At 61.9% G+C, this 22,953-nt stretch carries 18 protein-coding genes and 1 tRNA gene; 13 read left to right on the top strand and 6 right to left on the bottom strand.

Translation table 11 applies throughout. The features are described 5' to 3' along the window. The first annotated feature begins 79 nt into the window (after nt 1–79). The 7 genes from aroQ (at nt 80) to ACZ5WW_RS02375 (ending at nt 4,807) form a co-directional block, all read left to right on the top strand. A complete protein-coding gene (aroQ, locus tag ACZ5WW_RS02405; protein WP_377169696.1) occupies nt 80–637 on the top strand; it encodes a gamma subclass chorismate mutase AroQ in 558 nt (185 codons plus the stop codon). A 62-nt stretch (nt 638–699) separates the two neighbouring features. Further along, nucleotides 700–1,359 (top strand): hypothetical protein, encoded by a 660-nt coding sequence (locus ACZ5WW_RS02400; RefSeq protein WP_377169694.1) that lies wholly within the window; start codon nt 700–702, stop codon nt 1,357–1,359. Nucleotides 1,360–1,376: 17 nt separating this feature from the next. Beyond that, nucleotides 1,377–1,943: an NUDIX domain-containing protein gene (locus tag ACZ5WW_RS02395; RefSeq protein ID WP_377169692.1), complete on the top strand. Its 567-nt coding sequence runs from the start codon at nt 1,377–1,379 to the stop codon at nt 1,941–1,943. Between the two features lie 67 nt (nt 1,944–2,010). Beyond that, nucleotides 2,011–2,253, top strand: coding sequence for a DUF4404 family protein (locus ACZ5WW_RS02390; RefSeq protein WP_377169690.1), 243 nt, complete (start codon nt 2,011–2,013; stop codon nt 2,251–2,253). A 114-nt stretch (nt 2,254–2,367) separates the two neighbouring features. After that, a complete protein-coding gene (gene rplI / locus ACZ5WW_RS02385; protein WP_377169689.1) occupies nt 2,368–2,859 on the top strand; it encodes a 50S ribosomal protein L9 in 492 nt (163 codons plus the stop codon). A 266-nt stretch (nt 2,860–3,125) separates the two neighbouring features. After that, nucleotides 3,126–4,178: a Gfo/Idh/MocA family protein gene (locus ACZ5WW_RS02380; protein WP_464694207.1), complete on the top strand. Its 1,053-nt coding sequence runs from the start codon at nt 3,126–3,128 to the stop codon at nt 4,176–4,178. 134 nt (nt 4,179–4,312) lie between these two features. Beyond that, on the top strand, nt 4,313–4,807 hold the full coding sequence (locus tag ACZ5WW_RS02375) for a hypothetical protein (RefSeq protein WP_377169685.1): 495 nt from the start codon (nt 4,313–4,315) through the stop codon (nt 4,805–4,807). 78 nt (nt 4,808–4,885) lie between these two features. Here the strand turns inward: ACZ5WW_RS02375 and ACZ5WW_RS02370 are convergent, their stop codons facing one another. The 5 genes from ACZ5WW_RS02370 to ACZ5WW_RS02350 all read right to left on the bottom strand — a co-directional run bounded on the left by ACZ5WW_RS02370 (nt 4,886) and on the right by ACZ5WW_RS02350 (nt 10,276). Beyond that, nucleotides 4,886–5,458 (bottom strand): GNAT family N-acyltransferase, encoded by a 573-nt coding sequence (locus ACZ5WW_RS02370; RefSeq protein ID WP_377169683.1) that lies wholly within the window; start codon nt 5,456–5,458, stop codon nt 4,886–4,888. Nucleotides 5,459–5,558: 100 nt separating this feature from the next. Next, entirely contained in the window at nt 5,559–6,731 is a 1,173-nt protein-coding gene (locus ACZ5WW_RS02365; protein WP_377169681.1) for a hypothetical protein, read from the bottom strand. 13 nt (nt 6,732–6,744) lie between these two features. Further along, nucleotides 6,745–7,788, bottom strand: a complete 1,044-nt coding sequence (locus ACZ5WW_RS02360; protein WP_377169679.1) for a zinc-dependent alcohol dehydrogenase — start codon at nt 7,786–7,788, stop codon at nt 6,745–6,747. Nucleotides 7,789–7,946: 158 nt separating this feature from the next. Next, nucleotides 7,947–9,350 carry a phenylacetate--CoA ligase family protein gene (locus tag ACZ5WW_RS02355; protein WP_377169677.1) on the bottom strand — a complete coding sequence of 468 codons (1,404 nt, stop codon included), beginning with the start codon at nt 9,348–9,350 and terminating at the stop codon, nt 7,947–7,949. A 50-nt stretch (nt 9,351–9,400) separates the two neighbouring features. Further along, on the bottom strand, nt 9,401–10,276 hold the full coding sequence (locus tag ACZ5WW_RS02350; RefSeq protein ID WP_377169675.1) for a hypothetical protein: 876 nt from the start codon (nt 10,274–10,276) through the stop codon (nt 9,401–9,403). Nucleotides 10,277–10,516: 240 nt separating this feature from the next. On the opposite strand from ACZ5WW_RS02350, the gene ACZ5WW_RS02345 reads away from it, so the two are divergent. The 6 genes from ACZ5WW_RS02345 (at nt 10,517) to ACZ5WW_RS02320 (ending at nt 22,403) form a co-directional block, all read left to right on the top strand. Continuing rightward, on the top strand, nt 10,517–11,416 hold the full coding sequence (locus ACZ5WW_RS02345; RefSeq protein WP_377169673.1) for a sterol desaturase family protein: 900 nt from the start codon (nt 10,517–10,519) through the stop codon (nt 11,414–11,416). 111 nt (nt 11,417–11,527) lie between these two features. Beyond that, nucleotides 11,528–11,602, top strand: a tRNA-Arg gene (locus ACZ5WW_RS02340). A 480-nt stretch (nt 11,603–12,082) separates the two neighbouring features. Next, on the top strand, nt 12,083–13,027 hold the full coding sequence (locus tag ACZ5WW_RS02335) for a FecR family protein (protein ID WP_377169671.1): 945 nt from the start codon (nt 12,083–12,085) through the stop codon (nt 13,025–13,027). Nucleotides 13,028–13,115: 88 nt separating this feature from the next. Further along, nucleotides 13,116–18,329 (top strand): beta strand repeat-containing protein, encoded by a 5,214-nt coding sequence (locus ACZ5WW_RS02330; protein ID WP_377169669.1) that lies wholly within the window; start codon nt 13,116–13,118, stop codon nt 18,327–18,329. A 20-nt stretch (nt 18,330–18,349) separates the two neighbouring features. Next, nucleotides 18,350–20,128 carry a ShlB/FhaC/HecB family hemolysin secretion/activation protein gene (locus ACZ5WW_RS02325; RefSeq protein WP_377169667.1) on the top strand — a complete coding sequence of 593 codons (1,779 nt, stop codon included), beginning with the start codon at nt 18,350–18,352 and terminating at the stop codon, nt 20,126–20,128. A 103-nt stretch (nt 20,129–20,231) separates the two neighbouring features. After that, a complete protein-coding gene (locus ACZ5WW_RS02320) occupies nt 20,232–22,403 on the top strand; it encodes a CHASE2 domain-containing protein (protein WP_377169665.1) in 2,172 nt (723 codons plus the stop codon). 13 nt (nt 22,404–22,416) lie between these two features. On the opposite strand, the gene ACZ5WW_RS02315 is transcribed toward ACZ5WW_RS02320, so the two are convergent. Beyond that, entirely contained in the window at nt 22,417–22,932 is a 516-nt protein-coding gene (locus ACZ5WW_RS02315; protein ID WP_377169663.1) for a hypothetical protein, read from the bottom strand. Between the last annotated feature and the right edge of the window lie 21 nt (nt 22,933–22,953).

Raw genomic sequence — 22,953 nt, 5'->3', positions numbered from 1 at the left:
AAATACGGCCAAGGTGCGAAACAAGGCGGTGGGAAACTGAAGCCCTTTACTCCCGCAGCAGCGGGCTAAGATGAGTGGCATGAGATCCCTCCCGTCCTCCCTCCTGCTGTTGCTGACCCTGCTCATGACCGCTTGCAGCGGCTTGGGTGGCTCGCGCCATTCCCTGCCCGCGCTGATGGTGAAGCGGCTGGACTGGATGGATGACGTGGCGGAGGCCAAGCGCGCCAAAGGGCTGCCCATCACCGACCCAAAGCGTGAAGCGGAACTGCTGCGCAGCATGATGCAGCGAGGCGACGCCGCCGGATTGAATTACGAGAGCGTAAGGCTCTTTTTCAGCGGTCAGATGCAGGCTGCCAAGGTGCGGCAGGAGGAGTGGCTGCACCAGCACCCCGCGGCCACCACGGCTCAGCCCCCCGACCTCGCCACCACCATCCGCCCGGCGCTGGACGAGATCGGGACCCAGATGATCGAGCAACTGGCCGAGGAGACGCGGCACCTGCATCCCATCCAAGCAGCGGCCCTGGTGACTCAGGCGCGAAAACGGCTCATGCAGGCCGGGTATTCAGAGGCCGTGGTCAAGCCCGCCGTGAAGGGGCTGAAAGATGCCATGGACATTTATTTCGCCACCTGGCCGTAAGATAGGAGCAGGCGGGACAAACCCCCGGCTTGATCTTTGGCCGCGCCGCATTCAGATGAGGGATGTCAAAGATCCAAAAGGTCCCCACGGGCGAGTTCCACTCCGGCTACGGCTGCATCATCATGAGCGCGGTGATCGGCATCTTCGGTTTCATCATCTGGTGGAGCTACTACACGTTCAAGACCATGGACGCAGCCATCGCCGAGATCACGCAGCAGGCTCCGGCCAAGCTCCCGGACATCGCCCCGGTGCCCGACCTGCAGCAGCGCCTGACCGATTTCGCCGCCGCCGCGACCGCCGGCAAGCCCGCCACGCTCAAGCTCACCGTGGCAGATCTCAATGCCCTGCTGCTGCTGGCGCCTGAAGGCAGCAACGGCAGCTACAAGGACATGCTGCGTGTGAAGTCACTCGACGCGGCCAAACAGACGATCACCACCGATGCCAGCCTGCCGATGAACACCGCCAGCTTTACCGACGGCACCAAGCGCTACCTCGTGGGCGAGGTGGACTTCATTTTGGAAAAGACCGAACTGGGACCGGACGCCAAGCCAAGCGGCGTACGCGTGCCGGGCAAGACGGTGCCGGAAGAAATGGTCAAAGGCATGGCGATGTACGGCTACATGGGCCCCTACCAGAAAGATCCCAAGCTCGAGCCAGTGCTCAAGGCGATCCAGAAATACCAGGTGGAGGCGGACGGCGTGGTGCTGAGCACCGTGAAGTAATCCTGTATTCCTGGACCATGACCACCCTGCCCCAGCACCCCAATCCCTGGAAAACCGTCTCCACCCGTGAGACCTACGCCAATCCGTGGATCCGCGTGCGCGAAGATCAGGTGATCAAGCCCAGCGGAGGCCCCGGCATCTACGGCGTGGTGGAGTACAAGAACACCGCCGTGGGCGTGATCCCTGTGGATGACGAAGGCCACACCTGGCTCGTCGGCCAGTGGCGCTACTGCCATGGCCGCTACGAATGGGAGATCCCCGAAGGCGGCTGCCCGGCGGGCGAATCCCCTGCCGAGGCGGCCAGACGTGAGCTGCAGGAGGAGACCGGCATCGTCGCCGCCACCATCGAGCCCCTGCTCTCCGGCATCCAGCTTTCCAATTCCACCAGCAACGAGGTGTGCGACATCTTTGTGGCCACCGGCCTTTCCCATGGCGAGGCGCAGCCCGAGGACACCGAGGAGCTCACGGTGCTTCGACTGCCCCTCAGCGAGGCCGTCCAGATGGCCCGTGATGGCCGCATACGCGACAGCGTCAGCGTGCTGGCCCTGCTGGCGGTGGCAGCACGCGGTGATGTGACCGCATGAATGGCGCATCGTTACGCCATCAAAAATCTTGTCTGCATGGCCACCGAGTGACAGATTGGAGAATCTCATGAACACAGAGCAACTCGAACAACTCAAGACGATGGTGGCAAACGCAGGCGACCTGCCGGAAGCCGCAAAGACCAAGCTGATTGAGCTGCTGGAGCAAACCGAGGCTGAGGCCCCCACGGCGGAGCCTGGGCAGGCACGCGGCCAGTGGCTTTCCTCTGTGGAGGAGCTGGAGGCTGCGCACCCTGAGGCCACGGGCTTCATGAACCGGCTGGCCACAGCGCTGGCAAACATGGGCATCTGAGCGGCTGAGCTTTACGGGAAAAATCCCCTTCCCCTAAAAGAACTGTAATCCGCCTTTGACAGAACTTAGGAGGCGTGTAGTTTCGCGCCCCTTTTTCCCCGAGGGAATGTCGCCATGCCAAACACACAAGTTATTCTCAAAGAACAAATCAAAGGCCTCGGAGCCGAAGCTGACGTCGTCAGCGTGAAGCGCGGTTTTGCGCGTAATTTCCTGCTTCCCCAGGGCAAAGCCTACGAGGCCACCAAGGGCAACCTGCGCCACACCGAGCGCCTCAAGGCCGTGCGCGCCGAGCGTGAAGCCAAGGAAGTGGCCGAAGCTGAAAAGATCGCTTCCAAGCTCAAGAAGGTGAAGCTCAAGCTCACGCTGGCCACCGGTCAGGGCGGCAAGGCCTTCGGTTCCATCACCACCATCGACATCGCCAAGGCTCTCTCCGAAGAGTCCAAGATCGAGATCGACCGCCACATGATCGTGCTGGAGAAGCCGATCAAGAACACCGGCAGCTTCGAAATCCAGGTCAAGCTCGGCCACGAGATCAACGCTACCGTCAAGCTGACCGTCACCGCCGCTGGCGACACGACTGCGGCCGAAGAAGCCGAGGCTGAATAAGCCGCGCATCTCTTTTAAAACCCTTCTGCAAAGCCGCGCGATGAGCGCGGCTTTGTTATTTTCAGGAAAGCAGTCCGCAGCTTCAGTGCCTGCTGAGCGCGGAAAGAGCGCAGTTCCAGCACGAGCTGCTGCGCAGCCGCGAAGCGAACCTCATCACCACTTTTCGTTAGGCTCTGCCTAACACATCGGCTCTGGCGCAAAAAGACTCGAAAGAGACACTTCTGTACCGGGTATTGATATTGACAATCATGCCTCCGGTTTGGAGCATGCCACACTACGCCATGAAGAAATACAACGTCGGAATCATCGGATACGGCTGGGCCGCCAGCGCACACATCGAAGCCATCAACAAAACCAAGCAGGGGCAGGTCACCGCGATCTATTCCTCCCGCAAGCTGGATGACGCCGAGCTGAGCGCCAAGCATGGCACGCCGATCAAGAGCTACCAAAACCTTGATGAGATGCTGGCAAATCCAGACATCCATGTGGTGGACATCTCCAGCTACCCGAGCCAGCACCGGGACCAGGCCATCAAGGCCGCAAATGCGAAAAAGCACATCATTCTGGAAAAGCCGATGGCGAATTCCCTTCAGGAAGTGCGCGAGATCGTGGCTGCCGCAAAGGCGAACGGCGTGAAAGGCTGCGTGTGCTTCGAGTGCCGTTTCTCCAACCAGTTTCAGGTGACCAAGGCCCTCATCGACGAAGGCCTGCTGGGCAGCCTGCACTACGGTGAAGTGGACTACTACCACGGCATCGGGCCTTGGTATGGCCAGTTCCGCTGGAACACCGGCAAGAAGGACGGCGGCAGCGCCCTGCTCACCGCCGGCTGCCACGCGCTGGACGCCCTGCTCATGGTCATGGGCGGCGAGATCGAGAGCGTCACCAGCTTCTCCACCAAGACGAAGAGCGAGATCTTCAAGCCCTACGAGTACGACACCACCAGCGTCACGCTGATCCATTTCAAGAACGGCGCCGTGGGCAAGGCGGCCGCCGTGGTGGACTGCCTGCAGCCCTACTACTTCCACACCCACCTGTGCGGCAGCCAGGGCAGCCTGCTGGACGACAAATTCCACTCCATGAAGCTGCACACCGACAAGCACGCATGGAGCAAGCTCTCCATGAAGATGCTCGACTCCGGTGATGTGAGCGACCACCCGTACGAAAGCCAGTTCCAGGCTTTCTTCGATGCCTTGGATGAAGGCAAGGACATGCCGCTGACCAGCTTCCCCGAAGCCATGCGCACCTTTGAAGTGATCTTTGCCTCCGACAAGAGCGCCGAACAGGGCGGCAAGCCGGTGCGCATCGCAGATCTGGACTGAGCCAGGTCTGTGAAGCATCAATCTCGCCCGCAAAAAGCGGGGCCGGAATCTGTGCCTATCAGGGTTTCCCTGGTAGGCATTAAGCTCAACCAGAGTCGATTGCATAATGCGCCACCTGTGGTGGATTTGAGCGCATGAGCACGATCAAACTGCTGTCGTCTGGCAAAGCCGGACTCCTTCTCGCCGTGGCATTGTTCACCCTCACGGGCTGTGATCCGTATTATGGTGTGGGATATGGGGGCGGCTACGGGTACGGCGGGTTTGCGAACTACGGCTACCCGGTGGGACTCATGCCGTATGTGCCGCGCACGGTGAACTCCTACAACTACTCGTACTATCCGCGCTACGGAGCCTACTACCACCACCCCTCCCAGCAGTATCACTACATCAGCGGCAACCGCTGGATGTCCGGCCCCTCTCTGCCAGGGTATTCGCCACGGGTGATCCAGGCGGCACACTCCGTGCCGTTCAATTTCAACAGCCATCCGTCCAACTTCCACAGCCAGGTCAGCCAGGCATTCCCTCACAACTGGTCACCACCCGGCGGTGGCGGTGGCTCGATGTACAGGGGCGGCAACCATGGAGGAAATGGAGGCTGGGGTGGCAGCTACGGCGGCCACAGGCACTAGCAAAAGCCGCAACAGGCATTCCCGCCGCCGGTTCACCAGGACTGGCGGCGTTTTCTTTTCACCCAGGGGAGAGAGCCCTCACCAAACCAGCACTTCTTCCTCTTCATCCTTCTGCAGGGGCTGAGTAGCGGCGGTCGAGGAGACGCGGGCAGTCTTGACGAAATCGTAGATGATCGGGATGCTCATCAGGCCGGTGCGGCGGTCATCAAACCAGTCGGAGTAAAAGGGGCGGCCAAAGACGCGAAAGCCCATGGACTGGTACAAGGGCAGCAACTTCCTGCCGGTCTTGGTCACTACGTGCGCAGCCTTTTGCTCCTTGGCGTATTTCTGCATGGCCATGGCCAGCTGAATCATCGGCATGCCGGTGAGGTTTTTCAGGGCGCAGCCGCGTGACACCTCGATGATGAGGCCGTCCTGGGGAAAAACGAGATCGGTGGCATCGGATTCGCTCTGAAGCTCCAGCTTCGGCACCTCGTCGCTGCGCAGCACCCTGATCACACCGGTGATCTCTCGGGCTGGGTTGAAGAGCGCAAAATGGTGCGCATGCTCGTCAAATTCATCAATCTCATGAAGCAATCCAGTCGTGAAAACTTCACGCCGAATCCTCGCGATGGTGTCGCGGTGTTCGTGAAAAGAAATCTCCTGAATCATGTCCTGACGAGCGTGCAGTTTGCGGCCATACCTTACCTCTGAATATCAGCGGCTTACAGTTAAAATAAAGGTTAAATCACTTGGATGGCTAAGAGATTCCTTATGGACGAGGCTGCTCAAATGCGGTGATTTCCCCTGCCCTGATTTTTTCCGCCGTATCTCCTTCGATCAGGCAAATCCCGAGCGGACAGATGAAGCCCTCGGGCACAGCTCCTGGCAACAGGATGACGAAGCGGCGCAGCCCCGGAGCCTTGAGCTGCTGGCAGTGCCGTCCCAAGGTCGCTGCTGTGAGCGGTTGATCATGCGGAAACGCCCACAGAGCCGAAAAGCCTTCGCCGTCGTGATGGATGAGCGAGGTCTGGCTCAGAAACTCGGCCACGGCACCGTTCAAGCAGTTCCAGTCCAGCAGCGTGAGGGTGTTGACGGCCACAAATGCTTCGCCAAGGCAGAGCCGCTCCGTCCATTTGCTCTTGTAGCGAAACACCCCGTCGTGCAACGAAGGCCGGCTGCCTCCCATGTTGAATTCTGTGCAGCCTTGCCGCCGCGCCTCCAGCAGCGAATGCACGTACAGCGCGCTGAGTGCCCCGTCTTTCAGCAGGTCCATGCGCCCGTCCTTCAGACCGTTCACGTAGCTGGCAAGCTGGCCGTTTTGAAACGTGACCAGAGAGCCTGACAGACGCTCTCCTCCACGGGTCACCCACAGGATGGCGCCTTGTCTGTACACAAACCGCAGCATCCAGCGTGGTGCCACCTGCGCCAGACTGCCGTGCCGGGCTGTGGTGTAGGGCAGGTAAAACTTTTCATAAAAAAGGTCCAGATCACCAGGCACGTGGCTGAGGTGGCTTTCAAAGTTCCTGGTGCGGATGCGGTGAAAGTCCGACCGGGTGCTGGGATGCTCGCGCCCATATTTTTGTAGATCCTCCGGCACTTTCATCCAGTTGGAAATCCACTGCGGAACCGCGAGGTAGTGAGGGCTGAGAAACCGGCGCGCAGAAACACGGTCCAGACGCACCGCCTGGAGATCCGCAGCGCTGCGCCATTCATCCAGCAGGCGCTGCAGCCGCCAGACGGGCACCCGCGTGCGGCGCACCACCACCGGCTCCTGGGCAAAGATGCGTGAGGTCATGAACGCGGCGACATGCCCTGCGCTGAGCAGCACCACCTCCCGGCCGGTGCCTCGCGCTGGCCCGCGCAGCAGCGTGACCGTGACACGCCAGCCCAGGACTGGCAGGATATAGCGCATCCACCAGGACAACCAGTCGAGCAGCTTCATCGAAAACCGCGCCTCATGCGTATTCCAACAGGGCCTTGATCACCTTCCGCTGCGCCACAGCCTGGAAGGCGTCGCTGATCTGGCCCAATGGGAAGCGGTGTGTGATGAAGTCGGCGGAGGTGAGTTTTCCCTCGCGGATCCACTGGCAGAGGGCGGCCTGGGATTCCTTCTCATAGCGGCGTGTGGGCCACTGATGGACGAAGAGGTTGAAGTTGAAGTCCGCCTTTGCTTTGTCGATATGCAGCACGCCGTGCGTGAGCACGCCATAGATGCAATGAGAACCGCCCCGGCGCAGCAACGGCAGGCTCTGCTGCAGGATGTCAGGATGCCCCACGGCATCGATCACGGCATCGAGCTTCCTGCCCCGGATTTTGGCCAGTTCGCCGATCTCGATGTCTCCAGGGGCAAAGGCGGCGTCTGCACCAAAGGCCAGCGCCTTGGCCTGCTTGTCCGCATGGCGGTCCACAATCCCGATCCACCCGAGGCCAAAGAGGCGGCCAAGCTTGACAAAGCTGAGGCCCACGGGCCCTGCGCCGTAGATGAGCACATCATCCCCAGGCTGAAGGTGGAAATCGCGGAAGGCTCCGAGCACCTCGCGCCAAGTGCAGAGCAGCACCGCCTGCTCCGGCGGGATGTCGGCGTCCACACGGGTCTGGATTTCGAAGACCTCCACCCAGCCGTGCGCTTCATCGGCTACGCCATCCGCCACCATGGCGTCGTGGTCATTGGCCAGGGTGTACTCCCCAAAGCCGCCCCAGCCGGAGTCCACGCCTTCGCTTTGAAGATCGAAAACGAGGCCGCCCACGGCGCGGTCTCCCGCCTTGAAGTTTTTCACCTTTTCCCCCACCTCCACCACGATGCCCACGCTCTCATGCCCGAGGGCAAAGGGAAACTTGTCCTCCATGCCGGGAAATTTGCCTGAGAGCAGCTCGGAGTCCGTGCGGTTGCAGAGGCAGGCGCATTCCGTGCGCACCAGCGCCTGGTAGGGGCCGGGCCTGGGCTGCGGTGTGTCGAGGATGGCGAGTTCTCCCGGTGAGATGGCAATGACAGACTTCATGAGCCGCGCATCGAACACGCGGCGCGTGGGAGTGCAAATGAAGAAGTACACATGCGGAAGTGAAAAAGGGTAAGTCAAAAGGGCCGGAGCATGAGAACGCGAAGGCGTGAGAGATCAGATCAATCTCCGCTCCTTTTCACTTCCCCCCCTTCCACGCCTCACGCCGTTTCATCCGGCAGCGGGACATTTTGCTCCACCTTGCCGGTGCGTGGATCGGGTGCGAGCTGCTTTACCAGACGCACGGTACACACCACGCCAGCGCAGCCGCCCTCGGCCAGGCAGAGGGGCAGCGAGACCTCCAGCTCCCGCTGCAGCAGGGCTTCGTCGGCACCCGGGCGCGGCACCACCTGGCATTCGACCGAGGCAGGGCCGGTCTGACGGGTCTGGTAGGTGGCGATGTCCTGCCGCGCATCCAGCACGATCATAAACTGCACGCCGATGAACACCTTCCTCTCCGGAGTTTTGAAGACATAGGCCATGGTGCTGCGACCCTGGATCTGGTCGATGCGTCTGAAGGGCCAGTGCTCATCCACAGGCCCGATCTTGAGGCGGTCGTTCACTCGGTAGCGCAGCAGCGGCATGGCCTTGTTGAGCAGCGGCGTCACCAGCGCATGGTCTGAGAGCACGCCCTCGGGCACGGGCTGGTCTGCGGCATCCACGGCCTCCAGCGCCACCATGTCATCGTGAATGAGCATGTGCTGCAGACCGCGCCACTGACGCGCAATGCCCAGCACTTCACCGCTGCCGTAGGTGTTGAAAGGCTCGATGCCAAAGGCCTTGCGGCAGAGCTCGCGGATGCCAGGGGTCAGCGTGTCCCCACCGGCCAAAATGTAGCCCCTGTCCTGAGGCATCTGGATGTTCAGCTCTCCATGGAGCTGAGACTGCGCCAGCCTGCCAAAGAGCGAACCGTAGCCCATCATCACATCCGGCTGGATGCGCTGCACCTCGGCCAGGATTTCGCTCCAGGGCGCAGCCACGTTGACTCGGTGGTAGCGGCAGAGCAGATCTCCCACCCAGGGACGTGTGGAATACAAAGCCGCCGATGTGGCGGGCGAGGCTGCAGGGATCACAGCGAGCACCTTGGTGGGCCTGCGAAACAAAGGCAGCGAAGGCGGGCGCGAGGTGTGAGGGGAGGCGGAATTGCGCAAGTTTTGGCAGGCATGCCCCCAGTCCACCACGGAGATGTCATGCGGTATGGCCATGGCCAGCCCCGTGGTGCCGGAGGTCTTGCTTACCATCCAGCGCCCATGGTAGAGCTTGCCCCAGTTTTCCGGTTCCTTGAGAAAGGCCTGCAGCGCAGCACGGTGCAGCCGCTTGTCCGGGACGATCTCGTCCCAGTTGGCCAGCAGGATCTCCTTGGTGATCGGCGGGATGTCCGTGAGCTGGCAGCGCTCCACGTCAATGCCCGCGAGGTGCCGGCGGTAAAAGGGGCTGACCTCTAGCGCGTAGCGTGCCATGGCCCGCCAGCGGCGCTCCTGCAGTTTGAGCACGTCGGCACGGCTCATGAAGTGGGCTTTTTTGACCTCACGAGAGGCACGCAGCAGGTTGAGGAATCGGCTCATGATGGAGAAAGCATCCCCTGCCTTGGAGCAGCCCCGCAGTCAAGCAGAGGTCAGTCCACCGCGACCATGCTGCGCCGGGGGATCTCTCGCCACTGGCCGTCGTTGATCGACCACTCCAGCGGGCCAAACTCCCACTCGTTCGCGGCAATGGAGTCGCCTAGTCGCAGGCGCAGCTTGTCCGAGCCAGGCTGCGGCGTGACGATGACGTAGCGGTGATTGCTTCCTTCTTTATGAAAATCGCACACCTTGCCGTCCACGGTGAATCTGAGGCGCTCGCTGCCGTTGGCCTTGGCTGTGCGCAGCTTCACAGTGCGGACTTTCCCGGTCAGCAGCAGCACCCCTGTCAGAGTGACGGTGGTCTTTTTCTCAGGCAGCGTGATGGGCTTGTTGTCCCACACGCTGCGCTTGCCTCCGATGGTCAGCAGCAGGCCGTTTTCGATCTTGCCGGTCACTTTCCCGTCGGCCAGTTCGCTTTCCAAGGCTTTGCGCTCGGCATCGATGGCGTTGGCCTCGGGGAGGTCTCCCGCCTTTGTGGCCTCCCGCAGGGCGGGCTCCAGGTCACGGAAATACTGGCCCTTGGCATGGGCTATGGCGTCGCTGTACATGTTCCGCGCGGTCACCAGATTCTGCCGCTTGAAGTCAATGATGACCGCTCCTCCGGCGGCAACTTGCTTTTTCGCCTCGGTGATCTGATTGGCCTCCTCCAGCGCGCCCGCCTTCACCGCGTATGCCAGAGTCCGGTCCAACTCGTCCGTCAGTCGTTTCGCGGCGGCCACGCTGCTTTGCTGGTAGCGCGTTTGAGCCCTGAGCGCCGCAGGAGACTTGAAGGCCGCAGCCTCTGGGTCAGCACCCCGCCCCACACAGGACAACACGAGCGACAAAACACAGGAAAGTGACAGAAACCGATGGGCGATGGGTGATTTCATGGCGAGGTCCAAGTATTCGTGTTTAAGCCGTGATCTTAACGTCTTGGGCAGCCTCGTGGCAAATCAAAATGGGCTCTCTGCCCCCGTCCTCCTGCCATCAGGCGCACCGAATGGCAGAGCCTCCCTCCAGCCGGCAGGCCCAGACCGTGTGTTCATTCCGCTCAAAGACAAGCCCAGCACACCATCTCACCACATCCGCACTGGAAACGCGCCCGTTTCTTGCTTTGAAAAAGAAAACCCATGCTCCGCACCCTGCTCGACTACCTGCTCTGGCCCCTCATTCTGATCGCCGCCGTCATCCCCACAGGGATCGGCATCGCCGCTGGTCATGAAACGCTGGCCTTCAACTGCGTGTACTTCAGCCTGGCAGCGCTGCTGTATGTGCTGGAGCGCGTGCACCCGCATGAGAAGGACTGGCTGCACTCAGACGGCCAGGCTGTGCAGGATTTTGCCCACACGGCCTTCACCAAATCCTTTGTGCAGCTTCTCATCGTCTCTGCGACATGGCTCGGTCTGGCGAGCGTGGTCGGAGGCACTCAAGGCACCGGCTACTGGCCGAACCACTGGCCCATGTGGTGCCAGGTGGTGCTGGGACTGGTGGTGGCGGAGTTCGGTTTGTATTGGGCACACCGCATCGCGCATGAGTGGATGCCGCTGTGGTGGTTCCACGCCGTGCACCACAGCTCCAAAAAACTGTGGTTCTTCAACACCGGCCGCTTTCACATCATCGACACGCTCAAGAGCATGATCTTTTCCGCTCCGCTGCTGGCCCTGGCCGGTGCGCCGAAGGACGTTGTGCTGTGGTTTGGGGCCATCACGGCCTACATCGGCTTCCTTACGCACGCGAACATCCAGATGCGATTTGGCTGGCTGAACTACATCTTCAACACCCCAGCCCTGCACCGCTGGCACCACTCCATGGACCTGCGCGAGGGAAACAAAAACTACGGCGAGAACCTCATGATCTGGGACATCATCTTCGGCACCTATTACGACGACACCAGACGTCGCCCGCCGGTGAAGATCGGCATCAAGTCCGCCATGCCCAAGACCTTCTGGGGGCAGATCATCGAGCCCTTCCGCTGGAACAAATTTCAGGCTTCTGCCAAAGCTGGCACCACGAAGCACGAGCTGATGTAGTCGCGCGCCGCAGTCGCTGAGGCGCGCTGAAAAAAGAGCGCCCTGCAGCGCCAAAACGACTTGCTGCTGCTTGGAGCCCATGCGAAGCATCCAGCTCTCTGGATACACAGCGCGCCCGTAGTTCAACGGATAGAATGGTGGTCTCCGAAGCCGCAGATTCAGGTTCGATTCCTGACGGGCGCACCAGAGGAAAAGCGGCACAGTAACGACAGGCTTGCCTTCCCACGTCATTTCCGGCATGCTGTCGGGCGTGAACCCTGGGCCAGCAGACTCACCCGGCCCGGTGGATGGCACTTTAACACCCGCACCGTCTCCTGCTGCCACACAGCCCGAACCGGCCGCCCCCACCGTGCCCCAAGTGCAGCCAGCCGCTCGTCCTGCGCACTGCCCGCAGCGGTTCCCTTGCAGGCCGCCAAGTCTGGGGCTGCTCCACCCTTCCCACGTTGCAAAGGCACGCCGCGGCTGAAATGAGCGTGAGGCACCGGGCTGAGGCAGTCTAAAAAAGAGGAAGAGTGAGAGATCCCAAATCACAAATCTCTTACACCCCCCTATTTGCGGTATATCTTTTATAGCAAATATTAGGATTGGCGCAATTTAGCAACTCAATCCTGCAAATTTACGCTCTAAACTTTTGACTCGAGCATGAAGAATCACACCTTAATGACAATGAAATTCCTCGCTGCCATTGTGGTACTAGCCCTAGGCGTCCAAAGCATGGCAGCAGAGTCCAGTGGCACCGTATCGGTGGCTGTTGGAAAAGTGTCCCTCATACCGATGGGCGGCAATGCGGAAACGCCGCTGAAGGTGGGAGACGCGGTGCCGGTAGGCTCCACGGTGAAGACGGGGGCCGCCTCCCGCGCAGTGATCAAAACCACAAAGCAGTCGGCGGTGCGCATCGCTGAAAACTCGCAGGCGGTGTTTATGGATCTGGTGGACTCCGACACTGCGCCCAAAGTGCTGGTGGATCTCAAGTCTGGGAGCCTCGGGGCGCTGATCCAGCCGCAGGCGCAATCGACGATGGACTTCAAGGTGAAGACCCCCAGCGGCATCGCTGCCGCACGCGGCACCATGTTTGCGGTAGCCGTGGAAGATGGGAAAGGCTTTGTGAAAGTGGAGCATGGCAAGGTGGACGTGACTCCTGCCAACGTGAAGAAGCAGCTGCCACAGATGGGCAGGGTGACCGCCGTGACCGGCAGTGCTACCGAGACGCCCTCAGGCCAGGCTGCGCATGCCCTGCATGAAGGAGACATCATCGCCGTGGGCAGCACGATCAAGACGGGGGCGGACTCCAGCGCCACCATCACCATGACGACCACCAGTGCCATCCGCCTGGGAGCCAACGCCGAGGCTGTGGTGGCCGAGATTGTGGAGTCCAAGGATGAGCCCAAGGTGCTGCTGGATTTGAAAAACGGCACGATCGGTGCGCTGGTGAAGCCGGAAGCCTCTGGCAAGATGGACTTCAAAATCAAAACGCCCAGCGGCACTGCTGTGGCCAAGGGGGCGTTTTACTCTGTTTCGGTGGAGAATGGCAAAGGCTACGTGCAGACGAAAGACGGCGAAGTCGTCATCGTCCCACAGGAAAACGCCGCCAGCAGCAAGCCTCAGCAATAACCCCTGAATGGCTCCCGGATGTCCAGCTTTGAGGACTGCACGCGCCCTCGTTTTGGGAGCTGTGTTATGGATTTTCCTTTTCACGCCAGTGATTCAGATTTTCGCGAATCCGACCGGTGGTGTGGTGGTGCTGGGGGATGCCCAGATCCAGAGCACCTTCCCCGGGCTGACGACGATCCATCAACAGACGGACCGCGCCATCATTGACTGGAGCAGTTTCAACATCGCCAGCGGCGAGCACACCCAGTTCATTGTGCCGGATGCCAGCTCGGCCACTCTGAACCGCGTACTCGACGGCGGGCCTTCGCTGCTGAACGGCACCCTGACATCGAACGGCCAGATATTCCTCATCAATGCCAGCGGCATCATTTTTGGCCAGGGCTCCGTGGTGGACGTGGCCGGGCTCACAGCCTCAACGCTGAATCTGAGCAACAGCGACTTCATGGCCGGTGGCGCGATGGTGTACCAGGGCACCAGCACCGCAGGCGTGAGCAATGCGGGCGAGATCCGCGCATCCTCCGGGGATGTGTTTCTCATCGGTCTTCAGGTGAACAACAGCGGCAGCATCCGTGCGCCAAACGGCACCGTGGGGCTGGCCGCAGGCACGGATGTGCTCATCATGCCTGCAGGCGATGAGCGTGTGGTGGTGCGCAATGCGGCGGGTCCGCAGCGTGGCACGGGCGTGACCAACAGCGGACTCATCCAGGCGAATGTGGCGGAGCTGAAGGCGCATGGAGGCAATGTGTATGCGCTGGCCATCCGAAACACGGGCCGCATCGCCGCCACAGCCGCCACAAGGCAGGGCGGGCGCATCATCCTGAGCGCCAATGGTGGAAACATCGAAAACACCGGCAGTCTGGTGGCGCGCGGCAGCGCAGGGAGCGGCGGGCAGATCAAGATCAACGCAGGCAGCAGAGGCAGAGTCTCGCTGGGAGGGCGAGTGGATGCCGATGGCCCCACGGGGCGCGGCGGCAGCATCGACGTTAGTGCAGGAGAGGTCACGGTGCGCCGGGCGATCGTCGTTTCCGCTGATGGCAAAACCGCAGGCGGAGAGATCGAGATCAATGCTCGGCCTGCGGATGAGGGGGCAGTCGCCCCGCCTGCAACGACAACCTTCATCGATGGCACCATCCGTGCGGACTCCGCCAGCGGCATGGGCGGCGTCATCCGGCTGGGCGGTAATACACTCACGCTCGGAGGAGAGGCTCTCATCAGCGCCAGCGGTGCCACGGGTGGCGGCAGCATCTTCGCAGGCGGCGGCATGCAGGGGCTGGATGCCCGCATGACCAACTCCACACAGGTGGAGATCCAGCAGGGCGCCATTCTGACGGCCAATGCCGGGAGCAGCGGCGATGGCGGCACGGTGGTGGTGTTTGCCAGCGGGCAGCTGAGCTTTGCAGGCAGCGTGCAGGCTCGTGGAGGACTGCTGGGCGGGGATGGCGGGCAGGCGGAGCTTTCCGGCAAGCAGGCGCTGGTGCTGGAGTCGCTGACGGGACGTGTCGATCTCAGTGCGCCTCAGGGCATGGCTGGCACCCTGCTGCTGGACCCGAACGATATCCTTATCTCTGACTGTGTGGTGGGAAATACCATCACCAATCCCGCTCAGGCAAACGCCCTCCGCGCCTCGGACATTTCCGCGTGGCTGGACGCCAACTGCGGAAATCTCATCATCCAGACCGATGTGAACGCCGCAGGCGGCAGCGGAGACATCACGCTGGCAGGGCTCATCCAGTGGAGCTCCCATGCCTCACTCACCATTCAGGCTCAGCGGGATTTCATCATGACGGCGCAGGGGTCCATCCAGGCCATGGGCGCGGGAAATGTGACGGTCAATGCCGGGCGCAGCGTGCAGATCCAGTCCGGTGCGGAGATCCTCACGCACTGCGGAAACGTCACGCTGAATGCGAACCAGGGCACCACCTCCTTTGAGGGCGACTTCCAGTCCATCATCATTGGCGGGCATGTCATCTCGGATTCCGGAAACATCACGCTGGCAGGACGCAGCGGCGGCACGGAGACGGTCGCCATCCTGCTGGACAACGGCGGCGCTGTCACGGCCGGGGGCTTTGGCGTGGTCACGCTCCAGACGCTGGACGGCAGCGTGGCGGGGCATGGTGCCATCACCACCTGGGGGCTGAAGTTGCAGGGAGCGGGCGACTTCTTCCTCTCCAGCACGGACAATGCGGTGCAGACCATCACCAGCATCGGCACCATCGGCTCCGTGCAGATCATCAACACGCTGGGACTCACGGTGGGCAGCATCGGCGAAGACAGCGGACTCAGCACCCTGCGCGGCGTCAGCATCATCACCACCAACACGGACCACATCCGCGTGAACGAAAACATCACCTCCCAGGGCGGCGTGATCACGCTCACCGGCTTTGGCATCGAGGTGAACGGCAGCCGGATCTCCAACGCGGGGGAGGGCTCCATCTACCTAAATGCACAGCGCGAAATCAATGCAAACTCCGGTGCCACGATCTCCGTGGTGGATGGCCTCATGAAGCTCGATGCCAATCAGCAGACGACGCCCACGGGGGGAAACTTTGCGGGCATCCTGCTCAGCAACGCCACGCTCACCACCACCGGCAAGGGAGCCATCGTGCTCAACGGCCGCGGAGGTGACAGCGGAGATGGCAACACGGGCATCCTCTTGCTGAATGGCGCCACGATTCACTCCACCTCCACCGCGCCGAATGCAGGAAGCATCACACTGCTGGGCACCACCGGAGGCGGCGGCAGCGGGAACCACGGCGTGGCCTTGCAGGACGCCGGCACGGCCATCATCAGCGCAGGTGGCCGGGTGCAAATGAGCGGCAGCGGCGCAGGCGCAGGCACGGGCACGGAAAACACAGGCGTGAGTCTCGGTGAAAACACTGCCGTGACAAACAGCGGCGAGATTCTCGTGCTGACAGACACGGTCGCCCTGTCTGGCGCGGCCTTTGTGGGCGGAGGAGGCACGCTGGAGGTGCGCACTGTCTCTGCGGGCACGACCATCGGTCTGGGAGACGGCGCAGCGGGCACGCTGCTGCTCGACAATGCCGCGATCGGCGCACTCTCCGGCCTCAGCCACATCACCATCGGCTCCCTCACGCCTGCTTATGTGGATGTGCGCGCCACGACCTGGCATGCCCCGTTGACGATTCAGACGCTCGGAGAGATCGTAGTGAGCGGGCAGATCCTGGACTTGGGCGGCATGGTCACGCTCAGCGCTTCCAGCACCCTGCTCTGTGCGGACATTGCCACCGCAGGCGGCGACATCCTCATCAGCTCACCTCTGACTCTCGGTGCCAGCGCCACACTGGACACCACCAACCACGGCGCTGTGCCAGCCGGTGCCGCGATCACCCTTGGTGGCGTGGTCTATGGCTCGTTCAATCCCACGGCAGATCTCACGCTGAATGCCGGCACGCTGGGAGTCGTGACTGTGCAGGGAGACGCCGGACAGAATGGTGCGCCGTTGCATGCGCTGAGCCTCACCGGAGGCACGCTGGCAGGAGCGCCGCAGATTTACGCCCAGACTTTCAGCGCCACATTTAACGGCGTGACCGATCTATCCCATCTGAACGCCACCACGGCGACGGTGAACGGCCGCACGGGAGATGACACCTTCATCTTTATTCAGGTGCCAGCCAGCCTCATGGTCAACGGAGCTGCTGGCAGTGACACGCTCACCTTTGCCGCTGCCATGGGCCCCGTAACCGTCAGTGCAGACAGCCTGACCAGCATCGAAAACGTCATCGGCTCCGCCAGCCATGCAGGCACGCTCATCGGCCACGCGGCAGGTGGCAACGTGTTTCAGATCACCGCGCCAAATGCGGGCACACTGGGCACGCTGCATTTCAGCTCATTTGAAAACCTCACCGGAAGTGTCAGCGGTACGAGCCAGTTTGTGTTCCTCAACCAGGCCACCGTCAGCGGCAGGGTGGATGGTCTGGGAAATCCGCAGGCCGTGATCATCGTGAATGACAGCGGCCTGCAGTCCGGGCAGACCTACACCATCACATCCTCACAAATCAGCGTGGCGGGGCGGACGTACGCCTTCCAAGGCATCACTACCCTGGGGCTGAACCTCGGGGCGGGAAATGACACCACAGCAACGAGCTTCTACACCTTTGCGCAGAATTTCAACGGAGGAGGCGGAAACAACCAGCTCCTGGTGGATGGCACGACGGTGGTGACCACGCCGCTCACACGGCCCGGTTTTGGAACCATCTCCACCACAGGCTTTGCCACCAGCACAACGGGAGCGCCACCGAAGATCACGAATGTCTTTCTGCAAAACTTCGTCTTCATCGCCTCCACGCTGCTCACGGACTCCACGCAGACGAACAACTACAACACCACCTCCATTGCGGGTGCCTTCTGGGCAGGCAGTGTGGGGAGCGTGGGTGCGCAGATAGCCGCCAGTGTGCTGGGAGGCGGTGCTGGCGGCACAGGCGGCATCTCATCGTTTTTCAATGGGGCGGGAGCCCTGGGCTCAGTCGGCGGCGGGGGGCCGGTCAGCCAGTCCTTGCAGTCACAGATGGATGCCAGCACCTCTGCCACCACAGAGCGGGAGCTGAACCTGAGCCTGGGCGGGGACGGCACGGTGCGCCTGCAAAATGGAGGCGGACTCCTGAGCATAGCTCCCGGCATCGGCGCAGCCAGCAGAAACTCACTGGCACAGCTGGAGGCCAGCATGAGTCTGCTCGCGCAGAGCGAGCTCTCACTCGGAGCCATCGGCCGGGCAGAGGCACCGCTCACGCCGCAGGGAGGGGCGCAGCCCATCACGCTCGGGGATCCCCTGCCCTCTCCCGGCATGCGGCAGTTCCTTTCCCGTGCGGCCAATCCGAGCGCCTTCAGCACGCTCTACCTCGCCCTGGGTGGCGATGGCACCGCACGTCTCGAGTATGGCTACGGCAGCATCACCATGGAGGTAAACGACCGCCCCGTGCCGGCTGTGATCGAGAGCAGCCTCAGCTCCAGCATCTCTCCCGGCTCGTTTGGCGAACTGGCCCATGCCCTCGGCGCAGAGGGGGAATACCATCTGCTGCCCGAGCAGGGGCTGGCGCTCATGGATGCAGCAGGCAGCCCTGCGCCTGCGGACGTGAAGATCTTCCTCCGAGTGCAGCTGGCACCTGCGACAGAGGCGCAGCTTTCCCGCACGCTGGGCGGAGATGGCTCGGCCCTCGTTCAGCCTGCGGATGGCATGGAACACATGTCCCTGGACGGGACGCCTGCCGGTCCCTTTGTCATGCTCAAACTGCAAAACGCCACCGCACCTGAAAGTGTGATGGAACTCGACAGTGCACTTCGCTGATGCGTCATTTCTTTACTTCCATGCCGTCGCTCTCATCCAAGCCGATCTTTTTTCTGGTTGCCCTGGCCGTGTGCAGCTACGCGCCCGCGGGTCTGGCGCAGGAGTTTCCCTCCACCTCGACGGGGGCAGGTACGCTGGTGGACAGGCTGCCCATTCCGCGTGCGAGGCCCGCTGCAGATGCCGAGACGGATGCAGCGGCCGCGGACCCCCGGAACGAGGCCGCTAAACGTGCCGCCACTGACACCAAGCCCCTGGGAGTGCGCCTGCGCGGACTGCTGCTGGTGCCGAAGAAACTGAAGACTGTCTCCAAAAACCAGCGCCAGGCCTTTGCCGTGGACCCGGCGTTGCATCTGCCAGCCGGTCTCGCGGAGTCTCTGCAGCGCGAGTTCATCGACCAGCAGCTCAGCATGGCCGTGCTCAACAGCATCGTGCAGAAGATCAACAAAAGCTACCAAGGCACCGACTTCCCGCTGGTGGACGCCTACCTGCCCGAGCAGGACATCACACACGGCTATGTGCAGATCGTGGTGCGGGAAGCCGTGCTCGGCCAGGTGAAGGTGGAGGGGGCGACCCAGCGCTCCCACCCGGCCTACATGCAGAGCCAGGTGAGCGTCAAGTCTGGTGAGCGCATCGACACGCGCAAAATCTCCAGCGACGTGCGCTGGCTCAATGAAAACCCCATCCGCAACGTCAACGTGATCTATGAGCGCGGCACGAAGGACGGCACCAGCGATGTCGTCTTGAAGACGCAGGAAAACAACCCTGTGAAGGTAAATGTGGGGTATGCCAACTCCGGCCTGAGAGCCACCGGGCTGAACCAGATCTCCGGCGGCATCAGCATGCTGCAGCTGTTTGGCACCGAGCAGTCACTCACTTACAACTTCACCGGAAACCAGGAACTGGACCGCCTCAAGGCCCACGCCCTCATCTGGGACATCCCCTTCCCCTGGCGTCACCGGCTGCAGCTGCTCGGCGTTTACGTGGACTCCGCCACCCAGGCGGGCGGAGCGCTGGGAGTCAACGGCCGCAACCGCCAGCTCACCGCAGCGTACTCCGTGCCGCTGGCCAGCGCCTGGAGCCGAGTGCAGCACAAGGCGACTGCTGCTGTGGACTACAAAAGCACCACCTCGGACCTGCTCTTTGGCGGCAGCAGTTTCTCCAAAAACACCGCCGAGGTGCTGCAGTTCCGCCTGGGGTACAACATCACCGTGAATGACAGGCTGGGCTTCACCCGCCTGGGCCTCTCGGCCATCTACAGCCCGGGCAACACCCTCGGGCACAACAACTATGCGGCCTTTGACAGCCTGCGCGCGGCCTCCCAGGTCAAATACTGGTACGCCAAAGGAGAGCTGGACCGGCTGCTGCGCCTGCCGGAGGGGTTTTCCCTGCTGATGCACACGGCCGGGCAATACTCTAACGCACGCCTGCTGCCCACGGAGCAGATGCTGGCAGGCGGCTACCAGACGGTGCGCGGCTTCAATGAAAGCTCCGCACGCGGGGACCGCGGCATCGTGGCCAACATTGAGCTGAACATGCCCATGCTGCACCTCATGGGCGCGACAGGAAAAACAGCTGACAACCTGAACACCTTTGCCTTTTACGACTTCGCCTATCTTGAAAGCGTGGGCACCTATGCCTCCGAGCCCAATCTCAATCTGCAGAGCGCCGGCATCGGCCTGCGGTACAACCTCGGCAACAACATGGACCTGCGTCTCGCCTACGGCTGGGCCCTTCGCAGCAGCGGCCTGGTCAGCGCCCCGCCGGGCCGCCTGCACTTTGGCATGAACGTGCGCTACTAGGCGGCAGCCCTCTTTCCTGATTTCCCATGCAGCCCACGCCAACGGAAATGAACAGACCTGTCTGGCCCCAAGGAGACAAGGCTTTCACAATGCACCCCGCAGTATGAGCCGCAGGAAAAAAATAGGCAGCCTGAGCTTTGAGCTGCTGCTGCTGCCGCTGGTGCTGGTGCTCGCGCTGGCCTTCAGCCGCACACCGCTGGGGCATGACCTGGAAAACCTCACGCTGGACTGGCGCTTTCAACTCCGTGCGTGGTCAGACCCGCCCGCCGCGCCGCAGGTGCTGGTGGTCGGCATAGATGAGGACGCACTGGAAAAACTCGGCCGCTGGCCCTGGCAGCGCAGCGTACACGCGCAGCTCATGAAGCTGCTGGACTCCCGCCCTCCCTCAGCCGTGGCCTTTGACCTCCTCTTCACCGAAGCCAGCCCTGATGCGGAGCAGGACCGCCTGTTTGGAGATGCCCTCGCACTCTCCCCTGCCTCCATCACTGCTGCCATGGCGCAGAAACTGGAGAACGCCAAAAAGTATGAGGGAGAACTCGCCGGCAATACGAAAGCCATCACCAGCATCCAGGGAGACCAGAGCCTGATCATCGGAGAAGACACCGGCCTGCTGCCTGTGGGCATTCTCGGAGAGAGCTCACATGCCGGCTTTGTCAATTCACCGCCAGGCCCTGATGGCATCCGGCGGCAGATCCCGCTCATCGTGCGCTGCGGCACGCACATTTTCCCCAGCCTTGTGCTGCAGGCTCTTCTCAGCCATGAAGGCGTGGAGTCAGACGCCGTCAGCGTCGTTCTCGGGCGCAGCATCCGCATCCAGGGGGCTAAAAAGCGGTGGAGCATCCCCATTGATGCCACAGGCCAGATGACCTTGAACTACCGCCATCCGCGCACTTTCAGCGTCTTCCCCTATGCCGCATTGCTGGGGCACCTGGCCGCCCACCAAGGCCAGGAGTGGCCAGCCAAATTTCCGCCGGTCAAAGACCAGATCCTCTTCATCGGCCAGACGGCGGCAGGCCTTTCAGACCTCGGCCCCACTCCGCACGGGCCGCAGACGCCGCTGGTGCTCACGCATGCCAATGCCCTGAGCAACATCCTCAGCGGAGACTACATCCGGCAGCCAGATCACCGCATCCTCATCGGCATCTGGGTCCTGCTCGCGTTCTTCACCATCATCCCCGTGCGCTTTGGCCCCATCTGGCTGGCGGTGCTCGTGCCCGCGCTGTTTGTGGGGGCCTATGTGTACTTTGCCTTTCACCTCTTCCGCCTGGAGAGCCTGCACCTGCCGCTGGCGTGGCCGGTGCTAGGCTTCCTCCTGGTGGAGGGCGGCTCCATCCTGCACCGCCTCGTCATCGAGCTTCGAGCCAAGAGCCGCATCACCAACATGTTTGGCACCTTCCTCGCGCCGCAGGTGGTCAAGCAGCTGATCGCCTCCGGTGAGGAGCCCCGGCTCGGCGGCGAGCAGGTGGAGATCACGGCCTTCTTCAGCGACATTGCCGGCTTTTCCTCCTTCTCTGAAAAGCTCACCCCCGAGCGCCTCGTCACGCTGATGAACGACTACCTCACCGAGATGACCGACATCCTGCACGACAACGGCGGCACGCTCGACAAGTTCATCGGCGACGCCATTGTGGGCATGTTCGGCGCACCGCTCTACTTTGCAGGACATGCGCACAGTGCCTGCACTGCCGCGCTGCAGATGCAAAAGCGCCAGCTCGAGCTGCGCCGTAAATGGAAGCACGAGGGCGGCTGGCCGGACATCGTGCATCAGATGCAGACCCGCATCGGCCTGAACTCCGGCCTGGCCGTCATCGGCAACATGGGCTCACGGCGCCGCTTCAATTACACCATGATGGGGGACACGGTGAACCTGGCTGCCCGCAGCGAGAGCGGGGCCAAGAGCTACGGCGTGTACACCATGATCACCGGAGAGACAAAGGCGCTCGCGCAGAAGCACCGCGACGACATCACCTACCGCTTCCTGGACCGCATCGTGGTCAAAGGCCGCAGCCAGCCGGCGGAGGTTTATGAACTCGTCGGCTTCACAAATGAAATTTCCCCCGAGACCGAGGAGTGCCTGCATCTCTTTGAGAAAGGAGTCGCCGCCTATCAGTCCCAGAGGTGGGATGCGGCCATAGCCTTTTTTGAACGCTCAGCCAGGCGTGAGATCCACCAGGACTCCAATCCTTCACTGGTCATGAAGGAACGCTGCGAGGTGATGAAGATCCACCCGCCGCCCGCAGACTGGGATGGCGTGTATGTGATGAAGACGAAGTGAAGCGGAGAGCGCCTCAGTACACCGTGCCGCCAAAACCCGTGCCGTAACCGGAATACCCGGAGGTCGGCGTGGTCTGCATGAGCGCGGAATTCATGCGGAAGGAAGACCCCTGGGCGTTCATCATGGCAGACTGCTCCAGGTCGGCTGCTGCCTCCTGCTGTTCGGCCAGTTTTGCCTCGGCGATTCTTTCTTCCTGACCACGCAGCACATTCACGAGGATGACACGCTCCTTCTCACTGATCTTTCCCAGCGTGGCCGCTTTGTTGATCTCCATCAGGCGCGGATGCTCCGCGGCATAACGGTAGAGGAAATCGTCCATCTTTTGCTGGCTCCATTTGCCATTGAGCGGTCTGCCGACGGACTTCTCCGCGACCAGCGCCGCCTCGCCGCCCTGATGGATGTAACCCACCTCCACCGCCCTCCTCGCAAACACCTTGGCCTCGTCAACGCTTCCCACGTGGTACTCGTCGCTAGTGGTCTGGCAGGACGAAAGCAGCAGGGCGCCCAGAAGCAAAAGGAGGGATTTCATGCGCCGGAATGTGGAGAATGT

This window comes from Prosthecobacter fluviatilis, assembly GCF_055388355.1.
This window is presented reverse-complemented; position numbering and strand designations above follow the sequence as displayed.

What these genes read in the sequence shown, in the direction of transcription:
- ACZ5WW_RS02395 (WP_377169692.1), top strand. Translation starts at nt 1,377, where the DNA reads ATGACCACCCTGCCCCAGCACCCCAATCCCTGGAAAACCGTCTCCACC.
- ACZ5WW_RS02315 (WP_377169663.1), bottom strand. Translation starts at nt 22,932, where the DNA reads ATGAAATCCCTCCTTTTGCTTCTGGGCGCCCTGCTGCTTTCGTCCTGC.
- aroQ (WP_377169696.1), top strand. Translation starts at nt 80, where the DNA reads ATGAGATCCCTCCCGTCCTCCCTCCTGCTGTTGCTGACCCTGCTCATG.
- ACZ5WW_RS02375 (WP_377169685.1), top strand. Translation starts at nt 4,313, where the DNA reads ATGAGCACGATCAAACTGCTGTCGTCTGGCAAAGCCGGACTCCTTCTC.
- ACZ5WW_RS02325 (WP_377169667.1), top strand. Translation starts at nt 18,350, where the DNA reads ATGCCGTCGCTCTCATCCAAGCCGATCTTTTTTCTGGTTGCCCTGGCC.
- ACZ5WW_RS02320 (WP_377169665.1), top strand. Translation starts at nt 20,232, where the DNA reads ATGAGCCGCAGGAAAAAAATAGGCAGCCTGAGCTTTGAGCTGCTGCTG.
- ACZ5WW_RS02390 (WP_377169690.1), top strand. Translation starts at nt 2,011, where the DNA reads ATGAACACAGAGCAACTCGAACAACTCAAGACGATGGTGGCAAACGCA.
- ACZ5WW_RS02355 (WP_377169677.1), bottom strand. Translation starts at nt 9,350, where the DNA reads ATGAGCCGATTCCTCAACCTGCTGCGTGCCTCTCGTGAGGTCAAAAAA.
- rplI (WP_377169689.1), top strand. Translation starts at nt 2,368, where the DNA reads ATGCCAAACACACAAGTTATTCTCAAAGAACAAATCAAAGGCCTCGGA.
- ACZ5WW_RS02380 (WP_464694207.1), top strand. Translation starts at nt 3,126, where the DNA reads ATGCCACACTACGCCATGAAGAAATACAACGTCGGAATCATCGGATAC.
- ACZ5WW_RS02335 (WP_377169671.1), top strand. Translation starts at nt 12,083, where the DNA reads ATGAAATTCCTCGCTGCCATTGTGGTACTAGCCCTAGGCGTCCAAAGC.
- ACZ5WW_RS02365 (WP_377169681.1), bottom strand. Translation starts at nt 6,731, where the DNA reads ATGAAGCTGCTCGACTGGTTGTCCTGGTGGATGCGCTATATCCTGCCA.
- ACZ5WW_RS02360 (WP_377169679.1), bottom strand. Translation starts at nt 7,788, where the DNA reads ATGAAGTCTGTCATTGCCATCTCACCGGGAGAACTCGCCATCCTCGAC.
- ACZ5WW_RS02350 (WP_377169675.1), bottom strand. Translation starts at nt 10,276, where the DNA reads ATGAAATCACCCATCGCCCATCGGTTTCTGTCACTTTCCTGTGTTTTG.
- ACZ5WW_RS02345 (WP_377169673.1), top strand. Translation starts at nt 10,517, where the DNA reads ATGCTCCGCACCCTGCTCGACTACCTGCTCTGGCCCCTCATTCTGATC.
- ACZ5WW_RS02370 (WP_377169683.1), bottom strand. Translation starts at nt 5,458, where the DNA reads ATGATTCAGGAGATTTCTTTTCACGAACACCGCGACACCATCGCGAGG.
- ACZ5WW_RS02400 (WP_377169694.1), top strand. Translation starts at nt 700, where the DNA reads ATGTCAAAGATCCAAAAGGTCCCCACGGGCGAGTTCCACTCCGGCTAC.